Annotated in this window: 18 protein-coding genes; 4 read left to right on the plus strand and 14 right to left on the minus strand. The window is 70.1% G+C overall.

From position 1 onward, the window contains the following. Positions 1–36 precede the first annotated feature (36 nt). Together H6900_07505 and H6900_07510 are read right to left on the minus strand one after the other, a co-directional pair. Positions 37–1,104, minus strand: coding sequence for a C4-dicarboxylate TRAP transporter substrate-binding protein (locus H6900_07505; GenBank protein MCC0073121.1), 1,068 nt, complete (start codon positions 1,102–1,104; stop codon positions 37–39). Next, positions 1,101–1,811: a TetR/AcrR family transcriptional regulator gene (locus H6900_07510; protein MCC0073122.1), complete on the minus strand. Its 711-nt coding sequence runs from the start codon at positions 1,809–1,811 to the stop codon at positions 1,101–1,103. Before H6900_07510 ends, H6900_07505 begins: the two co-directional genes overlap by 4 nt. Before the next feature lie 260 nt (positions 1,812–2,071). Between H6900_07510 and H6900_07515 the strand changes: the two genes are divergently transcribed. Both H6900_07515 and H6900_07520 read left to right on the plus strand, forming a co-directional pair. After that, entirely contained in the window at positions 2,072–2,800 is a 729-nt protein-coding gene (locus H6900_07515; GenBank protein ID MCC0073123.1) for a glycosyltransferase, read from the plus strand. A 102-nt stretch (positions 2,801–2,902) separates the two neighbouring features. After that, positions 2,903–3,607 carry a glycosyltransferase gene (locus H6900_07520; GenBank protein MCC0073124.1) on the plus strand — a complete coding sequence of 235 codons (705 nt, stop codon included), beginning with the start codon at positions 2,903–2,905 and terminating at the stop codon, positions 3,605–3,607. Positions 3,608–3,732: 125 nt separating this feature from the next. Here H6900_07520 and H6900_07525 read toward each other — a convergent pair whose 3' ends face one another. From H6900_07525 to H6900_07540, 4 genes are read right to left on the minus strand one after another with little or no spacing between them, the layout of a single operon-like run. Beyond that, entirely contained in the window at positions 3,733–4,371 is a 639-nt protein-coding gene (locus H6900_07525) for a DUF3833 family protein (protein ID MCC0073125.1), read from the minus strand. Between the two features lie 33 nt (positions 4,372–4,404). After that, a complete protein-coding gene (locus tag H6900_07530; protein MCC0073126.1) occupies positions 4,405–5,565 on the minus strand; it encodes a class I SAM-dependent methyltransferase in 1,161 nt (386 codons plus the stop codon). After that, positions 5,562–6,329 carry a DUF1365 domain-containing protein gene (locus H6900_07535; protein MCC0073127.1) on the minus strand — a complete coding sequence of 256 codons (768 nt, stop codon included), beginning with the start codon at positions 6,327–6,329 and terminating at the stop codon, positions 5,562–5,564. Before H6900_07535 ends, H6900_07530 begins: the two co-directional genes overlap by 4 nt. Then, entirely contained in the window at positions 6,326–7,624 is a 1,299-nt protein-coding gene (locus tag H6900_07540) for an FAD-dependent oxidoreductase (GenBank protein MCC0073128.1), read from the minus strand. Before H6900_07540 ends, H6900_07535 begins: the two co-directional genes overlap by 4 nt. A 299-nt stretch (positions 7,625–7,923) precedes the next feature. Between H6900_07540 and H6900_07545 the strand changes: the two genes are divergently transcribed. Together H6900_07545 and H6900_07550 are read left to right on the plus strand one after the other, a co-directional pair. Then, a complete protein-coding gene (locus H6900_07545) occupies positions 7,924–8,493 on the plus strand; it encodes a sigma-70 family RNA polymerase sigma factor (GenBank protein ID MCC0073129.1) in 570 nt (189 codons plus the stop codon). Between the two features lie 2 nt (positions 8,494–8,495). Next, positions 8,496–9,146: a cupin domain-containing protein gene (locus H6900_07550; protein MCC0073130.1), complete on the plus strand. Its 651-nt coding sequence runs from the start codon at positions 8,496–8,498 to the stop codon at positions 9,144–9,146. Positions 9,147–9,193: 47 nt separating this feature from the next. On the opposite strand, the gene H6900_07555 is transcribed toward H6900_07550, so the two are convergent. Genes H6900_07555 through H6900_07590 form a run of 8 tightly spaced genes read right to left on the minus strand, consistent with a single transcriptional unit; the run spans position 9,194 to position 14,108 of the window. Next, a complete protein-coding gene (locus H6900_07555) occupies positions 9,194–10,015 on the minus strand; it encodes a F0F1 ATP synthase subunit gamma (GenBank protein ID MCC0073131.1) in 822 nt (273 codons plus the stop codon). Next, complete coding sequence (locus H6900_07560; GenBank protein MCC0073132.1) at positions 10,012–11,487, minus strand: F0F1 ATP synthase subunit alpha; 1,476 nt, start codon at positions 11,485–11,487, stop codon at positions 10,012–10,014. Before H6900_07560 ends, H6900_07555 begins: the two co-directional genes overlap by 4 nt. After that, the gene (locus H6900_07565) at positions 11,474–12,199 is read right to left on the minus strand and encodes an ATPase (GenBank protein MCC0073133.1); all 726 of its coding nucleotides are present in this window, start codon (positions 12,197–12,199) and stop codon (positions 11,474–11,476) included. The genes H6900_07560 and H6900_07565 overlap by 14 nt, the downstream gene beginning before the upstream one ends. Continuing rightward, positions 12,196–12,444, minus strand: coding sequence for a F0F1 ATP synthase subunit C (locus H6900_07570; protein ID MCC0073134.1), 249 nt, complete (start codon positions 12,442–12,444; stop codon positions 12,196–12,198). The genes H6900_07565 and H6900_07570 overlap by 4 nt, the downstream gene beginning before the upstream one ends. After that, positions 12,441–13,142, minus strand: coding sequence for a F0F1 ATP synthase subunit A (locus H6900_07575; protein MCC0073135.1), 702 nt, complete (start codon positions 13,140–13,142; stop codon positions 12,441–12,443). The genes H6900_07570 and H6900_07575 overlap by 4 nt, the downstream gene beginning before the upstream one ends. Further along, a complete protein-coding gene (locus H6900_07580) occupies positions 13,142–13,408 on the minus strand; it encodes a hypothetical protein (GenBank protein ID MCC0073136.1) in 267 nt (88 codons plus the stop codon). Before H6900_07580 ends, H6900_07575 begins: the two co-directional genes overlap by 1 nt. Continuing rightward, positions 13,405–13,680, minus strand: a complete 276-nt coding sequence (locus tag H6900_07585; GenBank protein ID MCC0073137.1) for an AtpZ/AtpI family protein — start codon at positions 13,678–13,680, stop codon at positions 13,405–13,407. The genes H6900_07580 and H6900_07585 overlap by 4 nt, the downstream gene beginning before the upstream one ends. Next, positions 13,671–14,108 carry a F0F1 ATP synthase subunit epsilon gene (locus tag H6900_07590; GenBank protein ID MCC0073138.1) on the minus strand — a complete coding sequence of 146 codons (438 nt, stop codon included), beginning with the start codon at positions 14,106–14,108 and terminating at the stop codon, positions 13,671–13,673. Before H6900_07590 ends, H6900_07585 begins: the two co-directional genes overlap by 10 nt. Between the last annotated feature and the right edge of the window lie 10 nt (positions 14,109–14,118).

Below are 14,118 nucleotides of genomic sequence, written 5' to 3' on the forward strand. Positions count from 1 at the left end.
GGCGCCGCAGCGCCCTGCCGATGGCCCAGCCGTTGCTCAGCGTTGCGACCAGTCGCGGCCCAGGTCGGCGCCCTGCGCCTGGAGCGCCGCCACATAGGCGTTCAGCACATCGGTGCCCGGCAGGCCGGCGGCGTCGGCGGCGGCGGCCCAGGTGCCGGCGATGTCGGGCAGCGCGGCGGCCCAGCGGGTCCGTTCCGCGGTCGGCAGGGTATAGAGGTGATCGGCGTCCGGCGCGATCACCGCCATCGCCGCTGCCACGCGCTGCGCCTGCTCGGCCAGATAGGCCTGGGTATAGGCGGCAGCACCGGCGCGCAGGGCGTTCTGCACGACCTCGGGCTGGTCGGCCAGCCAGGTCTGGTTGGCCACCAGCGCGCCTGCGTATTGCGCGCCGAAGTCGGTGACGGTCACATAGGGCGCGACCTCTTGCAGGCGGGCCGGCGCGGCGGCCGTGGCAAAGACGATCACACCATCGAAAACGCCGGTCTGGATGTCGTTGTAATAGGTGGTCAGGTTGCCCGCCACGCCGACCGCGCCGGTGCCCTCGAGCCAGTTGACCGCCGGTCCGGGGGCCGCGATGCGGTGCCCGGCCAGATCGTCGATCGAATGCACCGGGAAGGTGGTCATCAGCAGATAGTTGTCCAGCGCGAAGCCGCCACCCAGGTATTCGGCGTCATAGGCGTGCCAGCTGTCCAGCATCCCCGGGATGGTCTGGTTCAGCGTCTCCATCGCGGACATGACCATGGTGGGGTCCGCCGGGCCGAAGGGCGTGTTGTAGGTCACGTTCTGAAGCGGCAGCTTGTTGGGCAGAAAGACCGTCGGCACGGCCGCGACCTCGGCCAGGCCGTCCTCGATGGCGTCCAGTTCGCCGCCAACCGCCGCCAACGTGCCGCCGTAGGCCTCGGTCCAGTTGATGGCATAGCCCGACCCTTCGAGCGCGGCGTTGACCGTCGGGATGAAGGTGTCGTGCAGGTGCTTCACCCACAGAAAGATCGGCGGGTGGCCGTTGACGAGGGTGATGTCGATCGTCTCGTCGGCATAGGCGGGCAGGGCGAGGCCGGCGGCCAGCGCGGTGCCGGCCAGCAGGCGGCGGATGGTCAGGGTCATGGTGTCTCCTCCTCGGTTGGGCGTGACCGGGCGTCGGGGCCCGGGGTCCGGTCGTCTTTGTCGGCCAACGCGCGGAGTCCCGCCGCGATGAACCGCACGGCGCCGGCGATGATCTCCTCCAGATCGTCGTCGGCATCGGCCCCGTCGGACAGGTCCTGCACGCGGCCGGTCGGTGCCATCAGCGAGATGCCGATGGAAATTGCATTCAGATATCCGCGCACCGCGGCCCGCGGCGACAGACCCGGCAAGGTTGCGGACAATTCGTCGATGAACAGCCGGGCGATGGCGTTGTAATGCGTGCCGGTCAGCCTTTGCGACCGCTCGTCGGTGCCCGAGGCCGCGTGACCCAGCAGCCGCGCGTAATGCGCCCCGCCGCGCGCCGGATCGCGCCCCAGCGTCACCGTGGGTCTGAGCAGCGCGTCCAGCACCTGCTCAAGCGTCGGCTGTCCCCGGGCGTGCAGACTGGACAGCAGGGTGCGGCGTTCGTCATTGATTGCGCCGGCGCGCCGGGCGATCACGGCCTCGTAGAGCGCCTCTTTCGAGCCAAAGTAATAGTGGATCAGGGCGGCGTTGGTCCGCGCCCCCTCGCCGATGGCGCGGGTGGTGGCGCCGTGAAAGCCGTTCTCGGCAAAGACCACCTCTGCCGAGTCGAGGATCGCTTCCGAGGCCTCGCCACGTTCCGGTCTGATCTGCGCCTGACGGGCCACGGGCGGGCACCTCCTCGGGGATTTAATTAATCGCCTGATTAAATTCAGCCCGCCCGCTGGCTTGAGTCAAGCCCCCTCGCACCCTGCCGCGACAATCGCCCCGTCCCGGTCCCCGGCGCCCTCCCCGGCGCCCCGTGACAGTGGCAGGCGGCCGCGCGGAAAACCGCCACCCCGTGCCCGCGGATTGATCAGGATCAAGGTGCGGGGCGGACGCAGGGGCGATCTAGGCCTTCACTCTTGCAAATCGAGGAGCTCTCACCGTGATCCATGTCTTTATCGGCTACGATCCGCGCGAGGCCGTTGCCTATCACGTCTGTTCGAACAGTCTGATCCGCCATTCGACCGAACCGCTGGCCATTTCCCCGCTCGCACTGAAGAACCTGGGCAGCTATGCCGAAACGCACAAGGACGGCTCGAACCAGTTCATCTATAGCCGGTTCCTGTTGCCGCATCTGATGGGCTACAAGGGCTGGGCGCTGTTCGTGGATGGCGACATGCTGCTGCGCGACGATGTCGCAAAGCTCTGGGCCCTGCGCGACGAGTCCAAGGCCGTGATGTGCGTGCATCACGACTACAAGACCAAGATGGAAACCAAGTATCTGGGTGCGAAGAACCAGAACTATCCGCGCAAGAACTGGTCCTCGGTGGTGCTGTGGAACTGCGGCCACCCGGCCAACGCCGTCGTCACGCCCGAATTCGTGATGGGCGCGACCGGCGCGCAATTGCACCGCTTCACCTGGCTGAGCGACGACCTGATCGGCGAAATCCCCAAGGTCTGGAACTGGTTGCCCGACGAATTCGGCCCGAACAAGGACGCCAAGCTGCTGCACTGGACGCTGGGCACGCCCTGTTTCCACGAATTCGCCCATGCGCCCATGGCCGAGGAATGGCACCGCGAGAAGCTGCTGACGGACTACAGCCTTCAGCGCGTCATCGACGGCCCGTTCGAGGGCGAGGACGGCTATGGCGTTGCCGAGGCCGCCGAATAGGGGGGCGAACCCGCTCTGACGGGCGGCGGCGGCTTGGCCGTCGCCGCCCGGGCTGTTATGGACAGGCGCACGCGCAGGCCCGCAACGCCAACAGGAGCCCCCATGACCCAAACCCTGAAAGTCTATGTCGGGTATGACACCCGCGAGGATATCGCCTGGCAGGTCGCCCGCCATTCGCTGCTGCGCCATGCCTCGGCGCCGGTCGAAGTCTATGCCTTGCGCCAGCAGGCCTTGCGCGATCTGGGGCTTTATACGCGCGCGTCCGACAACGCGACGACCGAGTTTTCGCTGACCCGCTTCCTGACGCCCTATCTGGCCGCGCATGACGGCTGGTCGATTTTCATGGACTGCGATTTCCTGGTCACCCGCGACATCACCGAGATCCTCGGCCTGATGGACCCGGCAAAGGCGCTCTACTGCGTGCAGCACGACTATACGCCGGCCAACATGATCAAGATGGATGGCAAGCAGCAGACTGTGTATCCGCGCAAGAACTGGTCGTCCTTCATGGCCTTCAACGGCGCGCATCCGCAGGTCAAGGCGCTGACGCCGGCGGTGGTGAACGGTGAAAGCCCGGCGTTCCTGCACCGCTTCAGTTGGCTCGACGACGCGGCCATCGGCGCGCTGGATCGGGAATGGAATTTTCTCGAAGGCGAGTATCCGCGCCCCGCGTCGCTGCCCATGTGCGTTCACTACACCAACGGCGGACCCTGGTTCGAGAACTGGCAAGACGTGGATTTCGGTGACGAATGGCGCGCCGAGCGGGACCTGTATCGCGCCTCGGTCGGGGCAGGGGCGGCGGACTAGCCCGCCCCGTCAGCTCGCTTCGGCCCCTGTCAGACGCGGGCCGCGCAGGGCTAAGGCGCGGTGCGGCGCGCGCGTGCCCGCGATGAGGAACGCGCCGGGCAAACACCGGCCGGCGCGGCGCCTTGTCAGGTGCCGACCATGCTGTCGCCCGACGCGGTTTCGGACTGGTGGTCCGGCTGACGTTGCCGCCCGGCCGGGACCTCGGGAATGGGCGCCGGCACGGGGCGCATGGTGGCGACCAGTTCCGCAACGGTCACCCCGAAGCGGCGCATCTGCGAGCGGTTCATCACCGTGCCGTTCGGCATGAGATAGAGCCAGTCGATGACATCCAGCACGTGCCCGCCCGCGTCCTCGGGCAGGCGGATGCGATAGGTCAGGCGCAAGGTCGCGCCGCTGAGCGTGCCGCGCCCGGTCCCCAGGATGTCGGGCGCGGTGGCCTCCAGACTGCCGTCGGCATTCAGCGTCAGGTCCCAGCGCCTTTCCTGCACGCGCCCGGAATCGTATCGGAACGATTCCGTCAAGCTGCCGCGTCGGCCGGCCCAGCGCCCTTCCATCTGCATGACGAAACGCGAGATCGCCTTGCCCGTCGGGCCAAAGATCACCCCCTCCGAGGCAATCTTGCCGTTCAGCGCGGTGCGCGGATCGAACAACGGCCCCGTCTCGCGGAAATCCGCCGGAGCCTGCGCGGCAAAGGAAAACAGCCACGCCCGCAGCGCGATCAGCGCCAACAGCACGGCAAGAACGAGGGTCGTGGCAATCAACATGGCAAGGCTCGGTTCTGAAAGGGGGCGAGGGGGTCAGGCATGGGTCAGCGTCAGTTGCACCACATCGGTGCGCCCGGCGGCGAAGCTGGCCGCGCAGATCGCCAGGTAGTAGCGCCAGCCACGCAGGAACCGTTCGTCGCGTCCCTGCGCCCGCACGCGCGGCGCGGCGGCGGCAAGCCTGCGGTCCCATTCGCGGCAGGTCCGCGCATAGTCGGCCCCGAACGCAAAGCGGTCGCGCACGGCCAGCCCGGCCCGCCGGGCTTGCTCGGCGATGGCGCCGGTCGAGGGCAGCATGCCGCCCGGAAAGGTATAGTGCCGGATGAAATCGGACCCGCGGCGATAGGCGTCGAAATGCGCGTCGGGCACCGTGATCGCCTGCAAGGCCGCCGTTCCGCCCGGCGCCAGACGGTCGCGGAGCGTGGCGAAATACTGTGGCCAGTAGCGGTCGCCGACGGCCTCGATCATCTCGATCGAGACGATGGCGTCATAGCGCCCGCGCGTGTCGCGATAGTCCTGCAAGCGGATCTCGGCCCGTCCGTCCAGCCGGGCATCGGCATAGGCCTTCTGGCTGGGGGACACGGTGATCGCGGTGACCTGCCGGCCTTGGTCGGCCGCGCGTTCGGCCATCCCGCCCCAGCCGCAGCCGATTTCCAGCACGCGTTCGGCCGGGCCCAGACTGTGCAACAGGCGGTCGTATTTGCGCATCTGGCCGCGTTCGAGATCCGTGTCATCGGGCGCGAACAGTGCCGAGGAATAGGTCATCGAAGGGTCGAGCCACAGTTGATAGAACTCGTTGCCGACATCGTAATGGGCCTGGATGTTGCGCCGCGATCCCCGGCGCGAGTTGCGCCGCAGGACCCGGTCGATGGTGGTCAGCGCCAGCCGCTGCAGCGGGCCGGGACTGGCTGCGGCCTCGATCCGGTCGAAATTGTCCAGCGCGACGCGCGTCAGGGTCTCGACACAGGGGCTGTCCCACAGGCCGGCGACATGCGCCTCGCCAAAGCCGATGTCGCCGCGCGCCGCGACCGCACCGGCGACGGCCCAGTCGTGCAGATGCAGTTCGGCCTCTGGGCCGTGGGTGCCGAAATCGTGGCGATGCCCTTCGGGGGTGACCAGCCTGAGACGGCCGGTCGTGATCCCCTCGCAGGCGGTCAGGAACTGCCGCTGGAGGCGGCGGGTGACAAGGGATTTCATCGGCTGACGTCCTGTTCCGGAGGGAGGGGTCTGGGCCTGTAGGCCACCCCCTTGAGCTTGAGCCTGAGCGCGTGCCAGTAGATCAGCGCCAGGGTGCGCAGCGGGCCAAAGGGCCGGCGCAGCGCCGCCGCCAGAAGTGCCCGGTCGGTCATCGGCACGCGTGCGCCTGACAGGGTCGCGATCAGCCCCTCGGTGCCCCGCGTCAGCACGATGCGGATGGCGATCCGGTCCGGGGACAGATCGAACGCAAAGCTGTAGCCGCCCGCGACATCCTGGAACGGCGAGACGTGAAAGACCTTTTCGGCGTGGATCCTGTCGCCGGGCCGGATCGGCGCATAGCCGGGGTTGGCGCACAGATACGAGTGCCGCTCGCCAAAGGTGTTCGAGACCTCGGCGATCGCGGCGACCAGCGCGCCGTCCCGAAAGGCCAGCCAGAAACTGACCGGATTGAACCACAGCCCCAGAAACCGTGGCTGGGTGAGCAGGCGCAGGCTCAGCCCTTCGGGCGCGTCGTGCGCGGCCAGGACCTCGCGGGCCCAGGCCGCGCCGCGCCCGGCGCCTCGGGGGCCGCCGTGCATCCGGTCCGCGACCGAGGCCAGGTTGATGCGGTTGCGCGAGAAAAGTCGCGGATAGGGGCCGGGCGCGTCGGGGTCGATCAGCACATAATCGACGCCATGGCGAAACGCGTGGCGGGTCGATCCCAGGCGGCTGTGCGTGGTCTCGCCGCGCAGGCATTCCGGCCGGTGGTCGGTCGCGATCGTCATGCCGGCACCGTCAGCGTCGCCGGCATCGACCCCAGCGCCCGGGCGACGCGCACCGCGCTGGCAAAGCCGTCCTCGTGAAAGCCGTGGCGCAACCAGGCGCCGGCGAACCAGGTGTGGTTGTCCCCGTTGCGCGCGGCGATCCGTTGCTGCGCGGCCATTGCCGCGCGGTCGAACACCGGATGATCGAACACGACCTCGTCGTGGATCAGGTCCTCGCGCACCGGGGTCTGCGGGTTCAAGGTGACGAACAGCGGGTCGTCGTCAGGGATGGATTGCAGCCGGTTCATCCAGTACGTCACGCCGACCGTGCGCTCCTGGCCCACCTGTTCGGCGCGATAGACCCATGACGACCAGCACGCCCGCCGGTTGGGCATCTGGCCGGGGTCGGCGTGCAGCACGGCGCGGTTGGGCCGATAGGCCACGGCCGACAGATCGGCGCGTTCCCGGGCACTGGCATCGGCAAGAAGTGCCAGCGCCTGGTCGGAATGACAGGCCAGGATCACCGCGTCGAAGCGTTCCGGCAGGCCACGCTCGGGCCGGACCAAGGCGCCGGCCGCGTCGCGGGTGACCGTGCGCACCGGGCAGCCGCGGCGCAGATCGACGCCCAGCAGCGACAGACGCGCCTCGAGCCGGCGCACGTATTCGACGCTGCCGCCCTGGACCGTCCACCACTGGTGCTGGCCCCGCGGCGACAGCAGCGCATGGTTGCGAAAGAAGCGCAGCAGGCTTTTCGCCGGAAAGCCGCCGATCTCGGACGAGGGCGTGGACCAGATCGCCCCGCAGATCGGCAGCAGATAATCGCGCCGAAAGGCCTCGCCCAGGCCCAGGGCGCGCGTCAGGTCATCCACCGTCATCGTGTCGTCGAGCGCCGCCGCCTCGGCCTGGGCGTTGAAGCGCAACAGGTCGCGCAACATGCCCAGAAAGGCCGGATTGACCAGGTTGCGGCGCTGGGCGAACAGGCTCGACAGATCGCGCAGCGCGTATTCCAGCCGGCCGTTGTCCAGGCTGACGCCAAAGCTCATGTCGCTTTTGGCCACCGGCACATCGAGATCCGCGAACAGCCGGGTCAGATGCGGGTAGTTGGCATAATTGAAGACGATGAAGCCCGTATCCACGGGCTGATCGCCCCGTCGGCCGGCGATCACGGTGCGCGCGTGTCCCCCCAGCCGGGGCGCGGCCTCGAACAGGGTGACGCGGTTGGCGGGCGCCAGCAGATAGGCTGCCGCCAGACCGGCAATGCCGCCGCCGACGATGGCGATGGATCGGGGCGGAGCGATCGGGGTGTCGAAGGACATGCGCTTTCCTGTCTCTGGCCTGTCACTGGCCTGGTTCGGGTCTGGTTCGGGCGGGGCCCCGGCTGGGCGTCGATTGACAGGGATACGGCGCGCGCCGCGCATCGGATCACACGCGCCGGTCCTTTCGGGCGGATCGGGTCGGGCGGATCGGGTCGGGTGGATCGGGAAAAACTGATCCGATCCTTGGCGCGGCGCGTAACCTCGCTATGCTGAACGAGACCGACACACTTCAAACGGCACGCGTGAGGCCCGCCCCGGCGACCGGGGCAGGGCTGGCGCGGCTGGGGCAGACAGGGCGGATGAACCCCGACGACACGCACGATGGGCTTTCCCCGCCGACCCAATGGCTGCTTGCGGTGCGTGACCGGCGCGACCGCGCGGCCTTTGGCCGTCTCTTCGACCATTTCGCGCCGCGTCTGACGACGATGATGCTGCGCGCGGGCATGGGGCGGGCAATGGCCGATGACGTGGTGCAGGACGTCATGCTGACGGCCTGGCAAAAGGCCCATCTGTTCGACCCCGCGCGGGCGCAGGCCTCGGCCTGGATCTACCGCATCGCGCGCAACCGCCAGATCGACATCCTGCGGCGTGAGCGCCGCCCGGTGCCCGATGCCCTGCGCCCGTCCGAGGACGACCAGCACGACGACGACGCCCTGTCGGCGCTGGCCCTCGATCAAGAGGCCACGCGCCTGCGCGCCGCGCTCGATGCGCTGACCGCAGACCAGCGCGCGGTGATCGAACAGGCCTATCTGGGCGATCTGTCCCACACCGAGATCCGCCAGCGCACCGGCCTGCCGCTGGGAACCATCAAGTCGCGCATCCGCCTGGCCCTGGAGCGGTTGCGCCATGAACTGAAGGAACTACGCTGACCATGTCGCCCGTCACCCATCACATCCCGGATGACATCATCGAAGCCTATGCCTCGGGCGCGTTGCCACATGCCTTTTCGGTGGTGGTGGCGACTCATCTGTCGCTCTGTGCCTCGTGCCGTGCCACAGCCGAGGCCTGCGACGTGCTGGCTGGAACCGCGCTGGATGCGCTGGACGCCGGTGCGCCGGATGCCGATCTGCGCGCCCGCACGCTGGCCGCGCTGGATGCGCCCGCGCCCCGGTCCGCGCGCGCCGAACGGCCCGCCCCGTCGTCCGGTGGCCTGTTCCCCGGCCCGGTGACGGCGGAACTGCGCGGCCGGCCCCCCCGGTGGCGCAGTCTCGGGGCGGGTATCCGCCAGCAGATCCTGACCGCCGGCCCCCTGGGCACGGTGCGCCTGCTGTCCATTCCCGGCGGCAAGGCGGTGCCCGATCACGGCCACAACGGGCTGGAACTGACGCTGGTGCTGCAAGGCAGTTTCCAGGACCAGACCGGCCACTACCGGCGCGGCGACGTGCAGGTCGTGTCCGACGAGGTCGAGCATACGCCGGTCGCGGACGCGGGGCCCACCTGCATCTGCCTGGCGGCGACCGACGCGCCGCTGCGCTTCAACGCGCTGATCCCGCGCCTGCTGCAAGGGGTGTTCCGCATCTGACCGGCGCGTGCCCGCCGCCGCCTGGCCCCGGGCGCAAAGGGGGCGGTTCAGACCGAACCGCGCTGACGGCCGGCGGCCAGTTCGATCAACTCGGTCGTCATCGCCTCTTGCCGGGCCTGGCGCTGGCGCTGTTCGACGGCGAGGCGGCGGTCCTTGATGTGGGCCTCGGCCCGGGCCATGGCCTCGATCCGGGCCAGGTTCTCGACCCGCAGCCCCTCGCTGAGGGCGCGGGCGATGGCGGCGAACAGCAGTTCCATCAGCAACAACCGTGCCAGATCGGGCGCGGGCAGGGTGGTCAGGGGCGGCACGATCTCCCGCGGCGGGCGGTCCGACCCGGCCGGGGGCCAGATCGGATGCAGGGCGATCGGCAGGCCGGGTTCGTCCCGGCCCGACAGCGTGGCGATCGGCCCGGGATGCGCAGCGGTCAGCGTGACGATGGCGTCGGTGATCCGGCTGGCCAGCGCCGGGATGTCGGCGGGGGTCGCCGGCAGATCGGCCGTGAAGCGCGGCGTGATCCCGCCTTCGGCCAGCAGGGCGACGGTGCGCTGACCGACGACCAGCAACCCGGCGCCGGCGGGCACCAGATCGCGCGCGGCCTCGGCCAGGCGCAGGGGGTAGGCGCCGCAAAACCCCTGCGCGGCGCCGATCAGCAGCACCAGCCCGGGCCCGGACGGGTGCGAACCGGCCACCGGCGCGGCCAGCCGGACCAGCGCCGCGCGCACCTGCGCCTCGTAGGCCGCAAGGGCTGCCAGGGTGCCGCGCGCGGCGGCGGCATTGCCCGAGGCCATGGCCCTGAGCGCGCCGACCACTTCGCCGATCTCGTTGATGGCGGTCAGCCGGCGCTGCAAGAGGTCCGGCCGTTCGGTCACGGCAAGCCCGCCGCCTGGCGCACCGCCCCGACCAGCGCCGCGCGGGTTTCGGGCGGCAGGGCCCCCGCGGGAAGGGTGGGCAGCGCGGCGGTGCGCAGCGCCTGTTTCAGCGCCGGCAGCCGCGCGGGATCGAGCCCGTCCAGAACTCCGTCCTGTAGCGCCGCCAGCAGGGCCACCTGCGCCGCCGGTTCCAGGGGCGCGAGACGCTCTTGCGCCAGCAGCGCCGCGATCCGTTCGCCGCGCACCAGTCGCGCGCCACCCGTGCTGTCGCCAAAGCCGCCAAAGCGCGCGAACATCTTCATTTCCAGGAATTGCGCATAATCCAGACGCAGCCGCCCCGCCACCGCCTTCAGCGCGGCCGACTGGGCCTTGCCGCCGACGCGGCTGACCGACAGGCCGACATCGACCGCGGGCCGCTGGTTTGCGGCGAACAGCGTGGCCGAGGTGACGATCTGTCCATCCGCGATCGAGATCAGGTTGGTCGGGATATAGGCCGACAGGTTGCCCGCGTCGATCTCGGCAATCGGCAGGGCGGTCAGCGTTCCACCGCCCCGCGCCGCCGACAACGCGCCCGCGCGTTCGAGCAGGCGCGCGTGCAGATAGAATATGTCGCCCGGATAGGCCTCGCGTCCCGGGGGTTGGCCCGCCAGCAGCGCCAGTTCGCGGTGCGTGGCCGCGTGGCGGGTCAGGTCGTCGTGGACGATCAGCACGCGCTCGCCCCGGTCGCGGAACCATTCGGCCATGCTGGTTGCGGCAAAGGGCGCCAACCAGCGCAACCCGGGCTGGGCCGAGGGTTCGGCGATCACGAACAGGATACGGTCGGGATCGCCCTTGTCGCGCAGCGCCTCGATCACGCGGCGCACCGCCGACAGCCGCTGACCGATGGCGACATAGACGCAGACCGTGCCCTGGCGCGACTGCGTGGCGATGGCGTCGATGGCCAGCGCGGTCTTGCCGGTCTGGCGCTCGCCGATGATGAGTTCGCGCTGGCCGTGTCCGATGGCGAACATCGCGTCCACCACCAGCAGCCCGGTGTCCATGGGCGTGCTGACGAAATCGCGCTCGATGATGGAGGGGGCCGGGCGTTCGGCGGGCAGCAGGGTGTCGGCCTCGGGTGCTGGCCGGTCGTCCAGCGGGCGGCCCAGCGGGTCCAGCACCCGGCCCAGCAGGGCGGCACCCGCCGGCACCGACAGCACGGCGCCGCTGCGTCGCACGACGCTGCCCGCGCCGACGCCGACGCCGGGATCGAGGAACGCCGCGTGCAGGCTGTCCTCGTCAAGCGACAGCACGAAACCGCGCGCGCCCGTGTCGAAGATCAGCACCTCGTTCAGGCCCGCGCCCGGCAACCCGTCCACCCGGGCAATGCCGTCGGCCAGCGACAGGACGGTGCCACGCTCGCTGGCCTCGGGGCCAAGCGGGGTGTTGGCGATCGTGCCCAGCAGGGGCGCCAGGGCGGGGTCAGTGGCCGGCATCGTCATGGAGAGCCTGGGCAATACGGTCGATGTCATGGGCGAGCGAGTTCTGAACCACGCCGCTGTCGCTGCGCAGATCGAGCCCGGCGATCAGGGCCGGGTCGGTGTCGATCCGGGGGGCGATGCCATGGGGGGCCAGCGCCTGCAGAATCGCCGCGTGTTCCGCCGGGTCGGGCGGCGTGGCGCTGACCAGGCGCAGGTTGCCGCCCCGCACCAACGCCGCGCGCCGGGCCGCGGGCAGGTCGTTCAGCAGATCCGCGAGGCGCGCGGCATAGCCCGGCAGCCCGGCCGGTTGCGCGGCGAGGGCCCGGCCTGCCGCCGCCATCCCCAGGTCGATCGCCTGCCGCAGCCCCTGCGCGGCGCGCGCGCGGGTTTCGCGCTCGAGCGCGGCGCGCCCTTCTGCGATCTGGTGCGCGGCCTCGGTGTGGGCGGCCTGGATCTGCGCCTGACGCAAGGCCTCGGCTTCGGCCCGCGCCTGGGTCAGGACCGCGTCCCGTGCGGTTCGGTTGGCCTGCGCTTCGGCCTGCGCGGCCCCTTCGGCGTCGCGGGCGGCCTGCCGCGCGACCTCGGCCGCGTCCAGCGCGGCGGCGGTTTCGCGGCGCCGCCGTTCCACGATCTCAGCAACCGGACGGAACAGGAAATGCCGCAAGATGGCCAGCAGGATCAGGACATTGGCGGCCTGCAGGCCAAAGGTCCACCAGTCGAAGCTCATTGCACGAAGGGGTTGGCGAACAGCAGAAGCAGCGCGACGACCAGGCAGTAGATGGCGGTCGTCTCGATCATCGCGAGGCCGACGAACAGCGTGCGCGAGATGCTGCCGGCGGCCTCGGGCTGGCGCGCGATGGCTTCGAGGGCGGTGGCCACGGCGCGGCCTTCGGCCAGGGCCGGCCCCAGCGCCCCAAAGGACACGGCAAAGGCCGCGCCGAGGATGCTGGCGATCTGGATAAGGTCTGTCATGCGGGGTCCTCTTGCGTCGGGTTGGGGGGCGCGCCCTCGTCACCGGTCACGGCCGAACCGATGAACACCAGTGCGAGGGTGGCAAAGATATAGGCCTGCACGGCGCCCGTCAGCAAATCCAGCGCCATCAGCGGGATCGGCACCAGCAGCCCGGCCAGCGACAGCACGATGCCGATCACGAAGACGCCGCTCATCACGTTGCCGAACAGCCGGACCGTCAAAGACAGATGCCGGGTGATCTGCTCGACCAGGTTCAGCGGAATCATCACCCAACTGGGCCGGGCGAAACCGGCCAGCCAGCCCAGGACCCCCTGGCTGCGGATGCCCCAGCCGATCCCGGCCGCGAACACGATCGCCGCCAGGGCGGCATCGGTTTCCAGATGCGCGGTCGGCGGTTCGACCCCCGGCACCAGCGAGGACCAGTTGGCCACGAAGACGAACAGCAAGAGCGTTCCGATCAGCGCCCGGAACCGGGCCGGGTCGCCGGGCACGGTGGACCGGATTTCGGAATCGAGGGTCTCGACCAGCAATTCCAGGACCGCCTGCGCGCGGCCCGGCCGATCGACGCTGAGCCGCCGCGTCGCAACGATTGTGGCCAGCGCCATTGCCGCAAGGATCGCCCATGTGACAACCACCGTCCAGGCCACCGGAACCGGACCCAGCGTGAAGGCGACGGGATTGGCAAAGGGCGAATCCATCAGCGCACCCTTTGCAGGACCAGGGCGCGCCCGGCCATCAGGCCGGCGCCGCCGGCGACCAGGGGCCAGGTGCCGCCCCGGGTGCACAGCCACAGAAAGACCGCCAGCACCGCCAGACGGCCGATCTGCAAGGCGACGCCCGCCAGGCGCCCCTGGACCAGCAGCGCCGTGACCCGTTCGAGCGAACGGAAATGCAGAACGCCCAGCGCCAGCCCGGCGAGCCCCGCCAGCGCCGCGACCAAACCCGGGATCAGGAGCGCGCTCATTGGTCGTGCATCCAGCGCAGGGCCAGCCACAGGCCCAGAACGGCGCCGGCAAAGACCAGCGCGGCGGTCAGCAGGTGCCCCGCTCCCAGCAATCGGTCCAGCCAGCGGCCCAGCACCAACCCTCCCAGCACCGGCAGCACCGTCATCCAGCCCAGCACGCCGATCTGACCGAACCGGCGTGCCAGCGAGGGTTCGGGATCGGCCTCGCCGGCGCGATCCCGGTCCTGGGCCCGGCGCGCGGCCTGGGCGGTTCTGTCGTCGTTCAGGTCCATTCCGCGCCCTCCAGTCCGGAAGAATCGCCCGCAAGGGACATCTCGGCCATCAGACGGCGAATGGCACGCGCGTGCAACTGCGTTGCATGGGCGCGCGCGTTGCGGTGACTGTCGTCGCTGGTCTGTCGCTGGCGGGTGACGGCGGTTTCGAGCCGGCGCAGGTCGTCGCCCAGGATCGCCTCGCGGCAGGCGATGGCGATCCGCGCGCCGGCTTCGACCGTCAGCACCGCGCCGCGCACGGCGGCGTATCGCGTGGCCTCGCCCGGCACCCGCCAGCGCAGGACGCCTGCATCGATCACCGTCAGAAAATCCGCATGACCGGGCAGGATGCCAAAGCCGCCGGTCTCATCCTCGCCGCGAAAGGCGGCGATCGGCACCCGGTCCAGCATCAGCGCAAGCGGCGTCGTCAGGGTCAGGGTCAGGGACAGGGCCTGCGGC

This window comes from Rhodobacter sp., assembly GCA_020637515.1.
GTDB lineage: Bacteria > Pseudomonadota > Alphaproteobacteria > Rhodobacterales > Rhodobacteraceae > Pararhodobacter.

Bases quoted from the DNA above. Each gene is read 5' to 3' on its own strand.
- H6900_07560 (MCC0073132.1), bottom strand. From the start codon at position 11,487: ATGCCGGCCACTGACCCCGCCCTGGCGCCCCTGCTGGGCACGATCGCC.
- H6900_07505 (MCC0073121.1), bottom strand. From the start codon at position 1,104: ATGACCCTGACCATCCGCCGCCTGCTGGCCGGCACCGCGCTGGCCGCC.
- H6900_07570 (MCC0073134.1), bottom strand. From the start codon at position 12,444: ATGACAGACCTTATCCAGATCGCCAGCATCCTCGGCGCGGCCTTTGCC.
- H6900_07575 (MCC0073135.1), bottom strand. From the start codon at position 13,142: ATGGATTCGCCCTTTGCCAATCCCGTCGCCTTCACGCTGGGTCCGGTT.
- H6900_07550 (MCC0073130.1), top strand. From the start codon at position 8,496: ATGTCGCCCGTCACCCATCACATCCCGGATGACATCATCGAAGCCTAT.
- H6900_07580 (MCC0073136.1), bottom strand. From the start codon at position 13,408: ATGAGCGCGCTCCTGATCCCGGGTTTGGTCGCGGCGCTGGCGGGGCTC.
- H6900_07520 (MCC0073124.1), top strand. From the start codon at position 2,903: ATGACCCAAACCCTGAAAGTCTATGTCGGGTATGACACCCGCGAGGAT.
- H6900_07540 (MCC0073128.1), bottom strand. From the start codon at position 7,624: ATGTCCTTCGACACCCCGATCGCTCCGCCCCGATCCATCGCCATCGTC.
- H6900_07565 (MCC0073133.1), bottom strand. From the start codon at position 12,199: ATGAGCTTCGACTGGTGGACCTTTGGCCTGCAGGCCGCCAATGTCCTG.
- H6900_07530 (MCC0073126.1), bottom strand. From the start codon at position 5,565: ATGAAATCCCTTGTCACCCGCCGCCTCCAGCGGCAGTTCCTGACCGCC.
- H6900_07585 (MCC0073137.1), bottom strand. From the start codon at position 13,680: ATGGACCTGAACGACGACAGAACCGCCCAGGCCGCGCGCCGGGCCCAG.
- H6900_07525 (MCC0073125.1), bottom strand. From the start codon at position 4,371: ATGTTGATTGCCACGACCCTCGTTCTTGCCGTGCTGTTGGCGCTGATC.
- H6900_07535 (MCC0073127.1), bottom strand. From the start codon at position 6,329: ATGACGATCGCGACCGACCACCGGCCGGAATGCCTGCGCGGCGAGACC.
- H6900_07545 (MCC0073129.1), top strand. From the start codon at position 7,924: ATGAACCCCGACGACACGCACGATGGGCTTTCCCCGCCGACCCAATGG.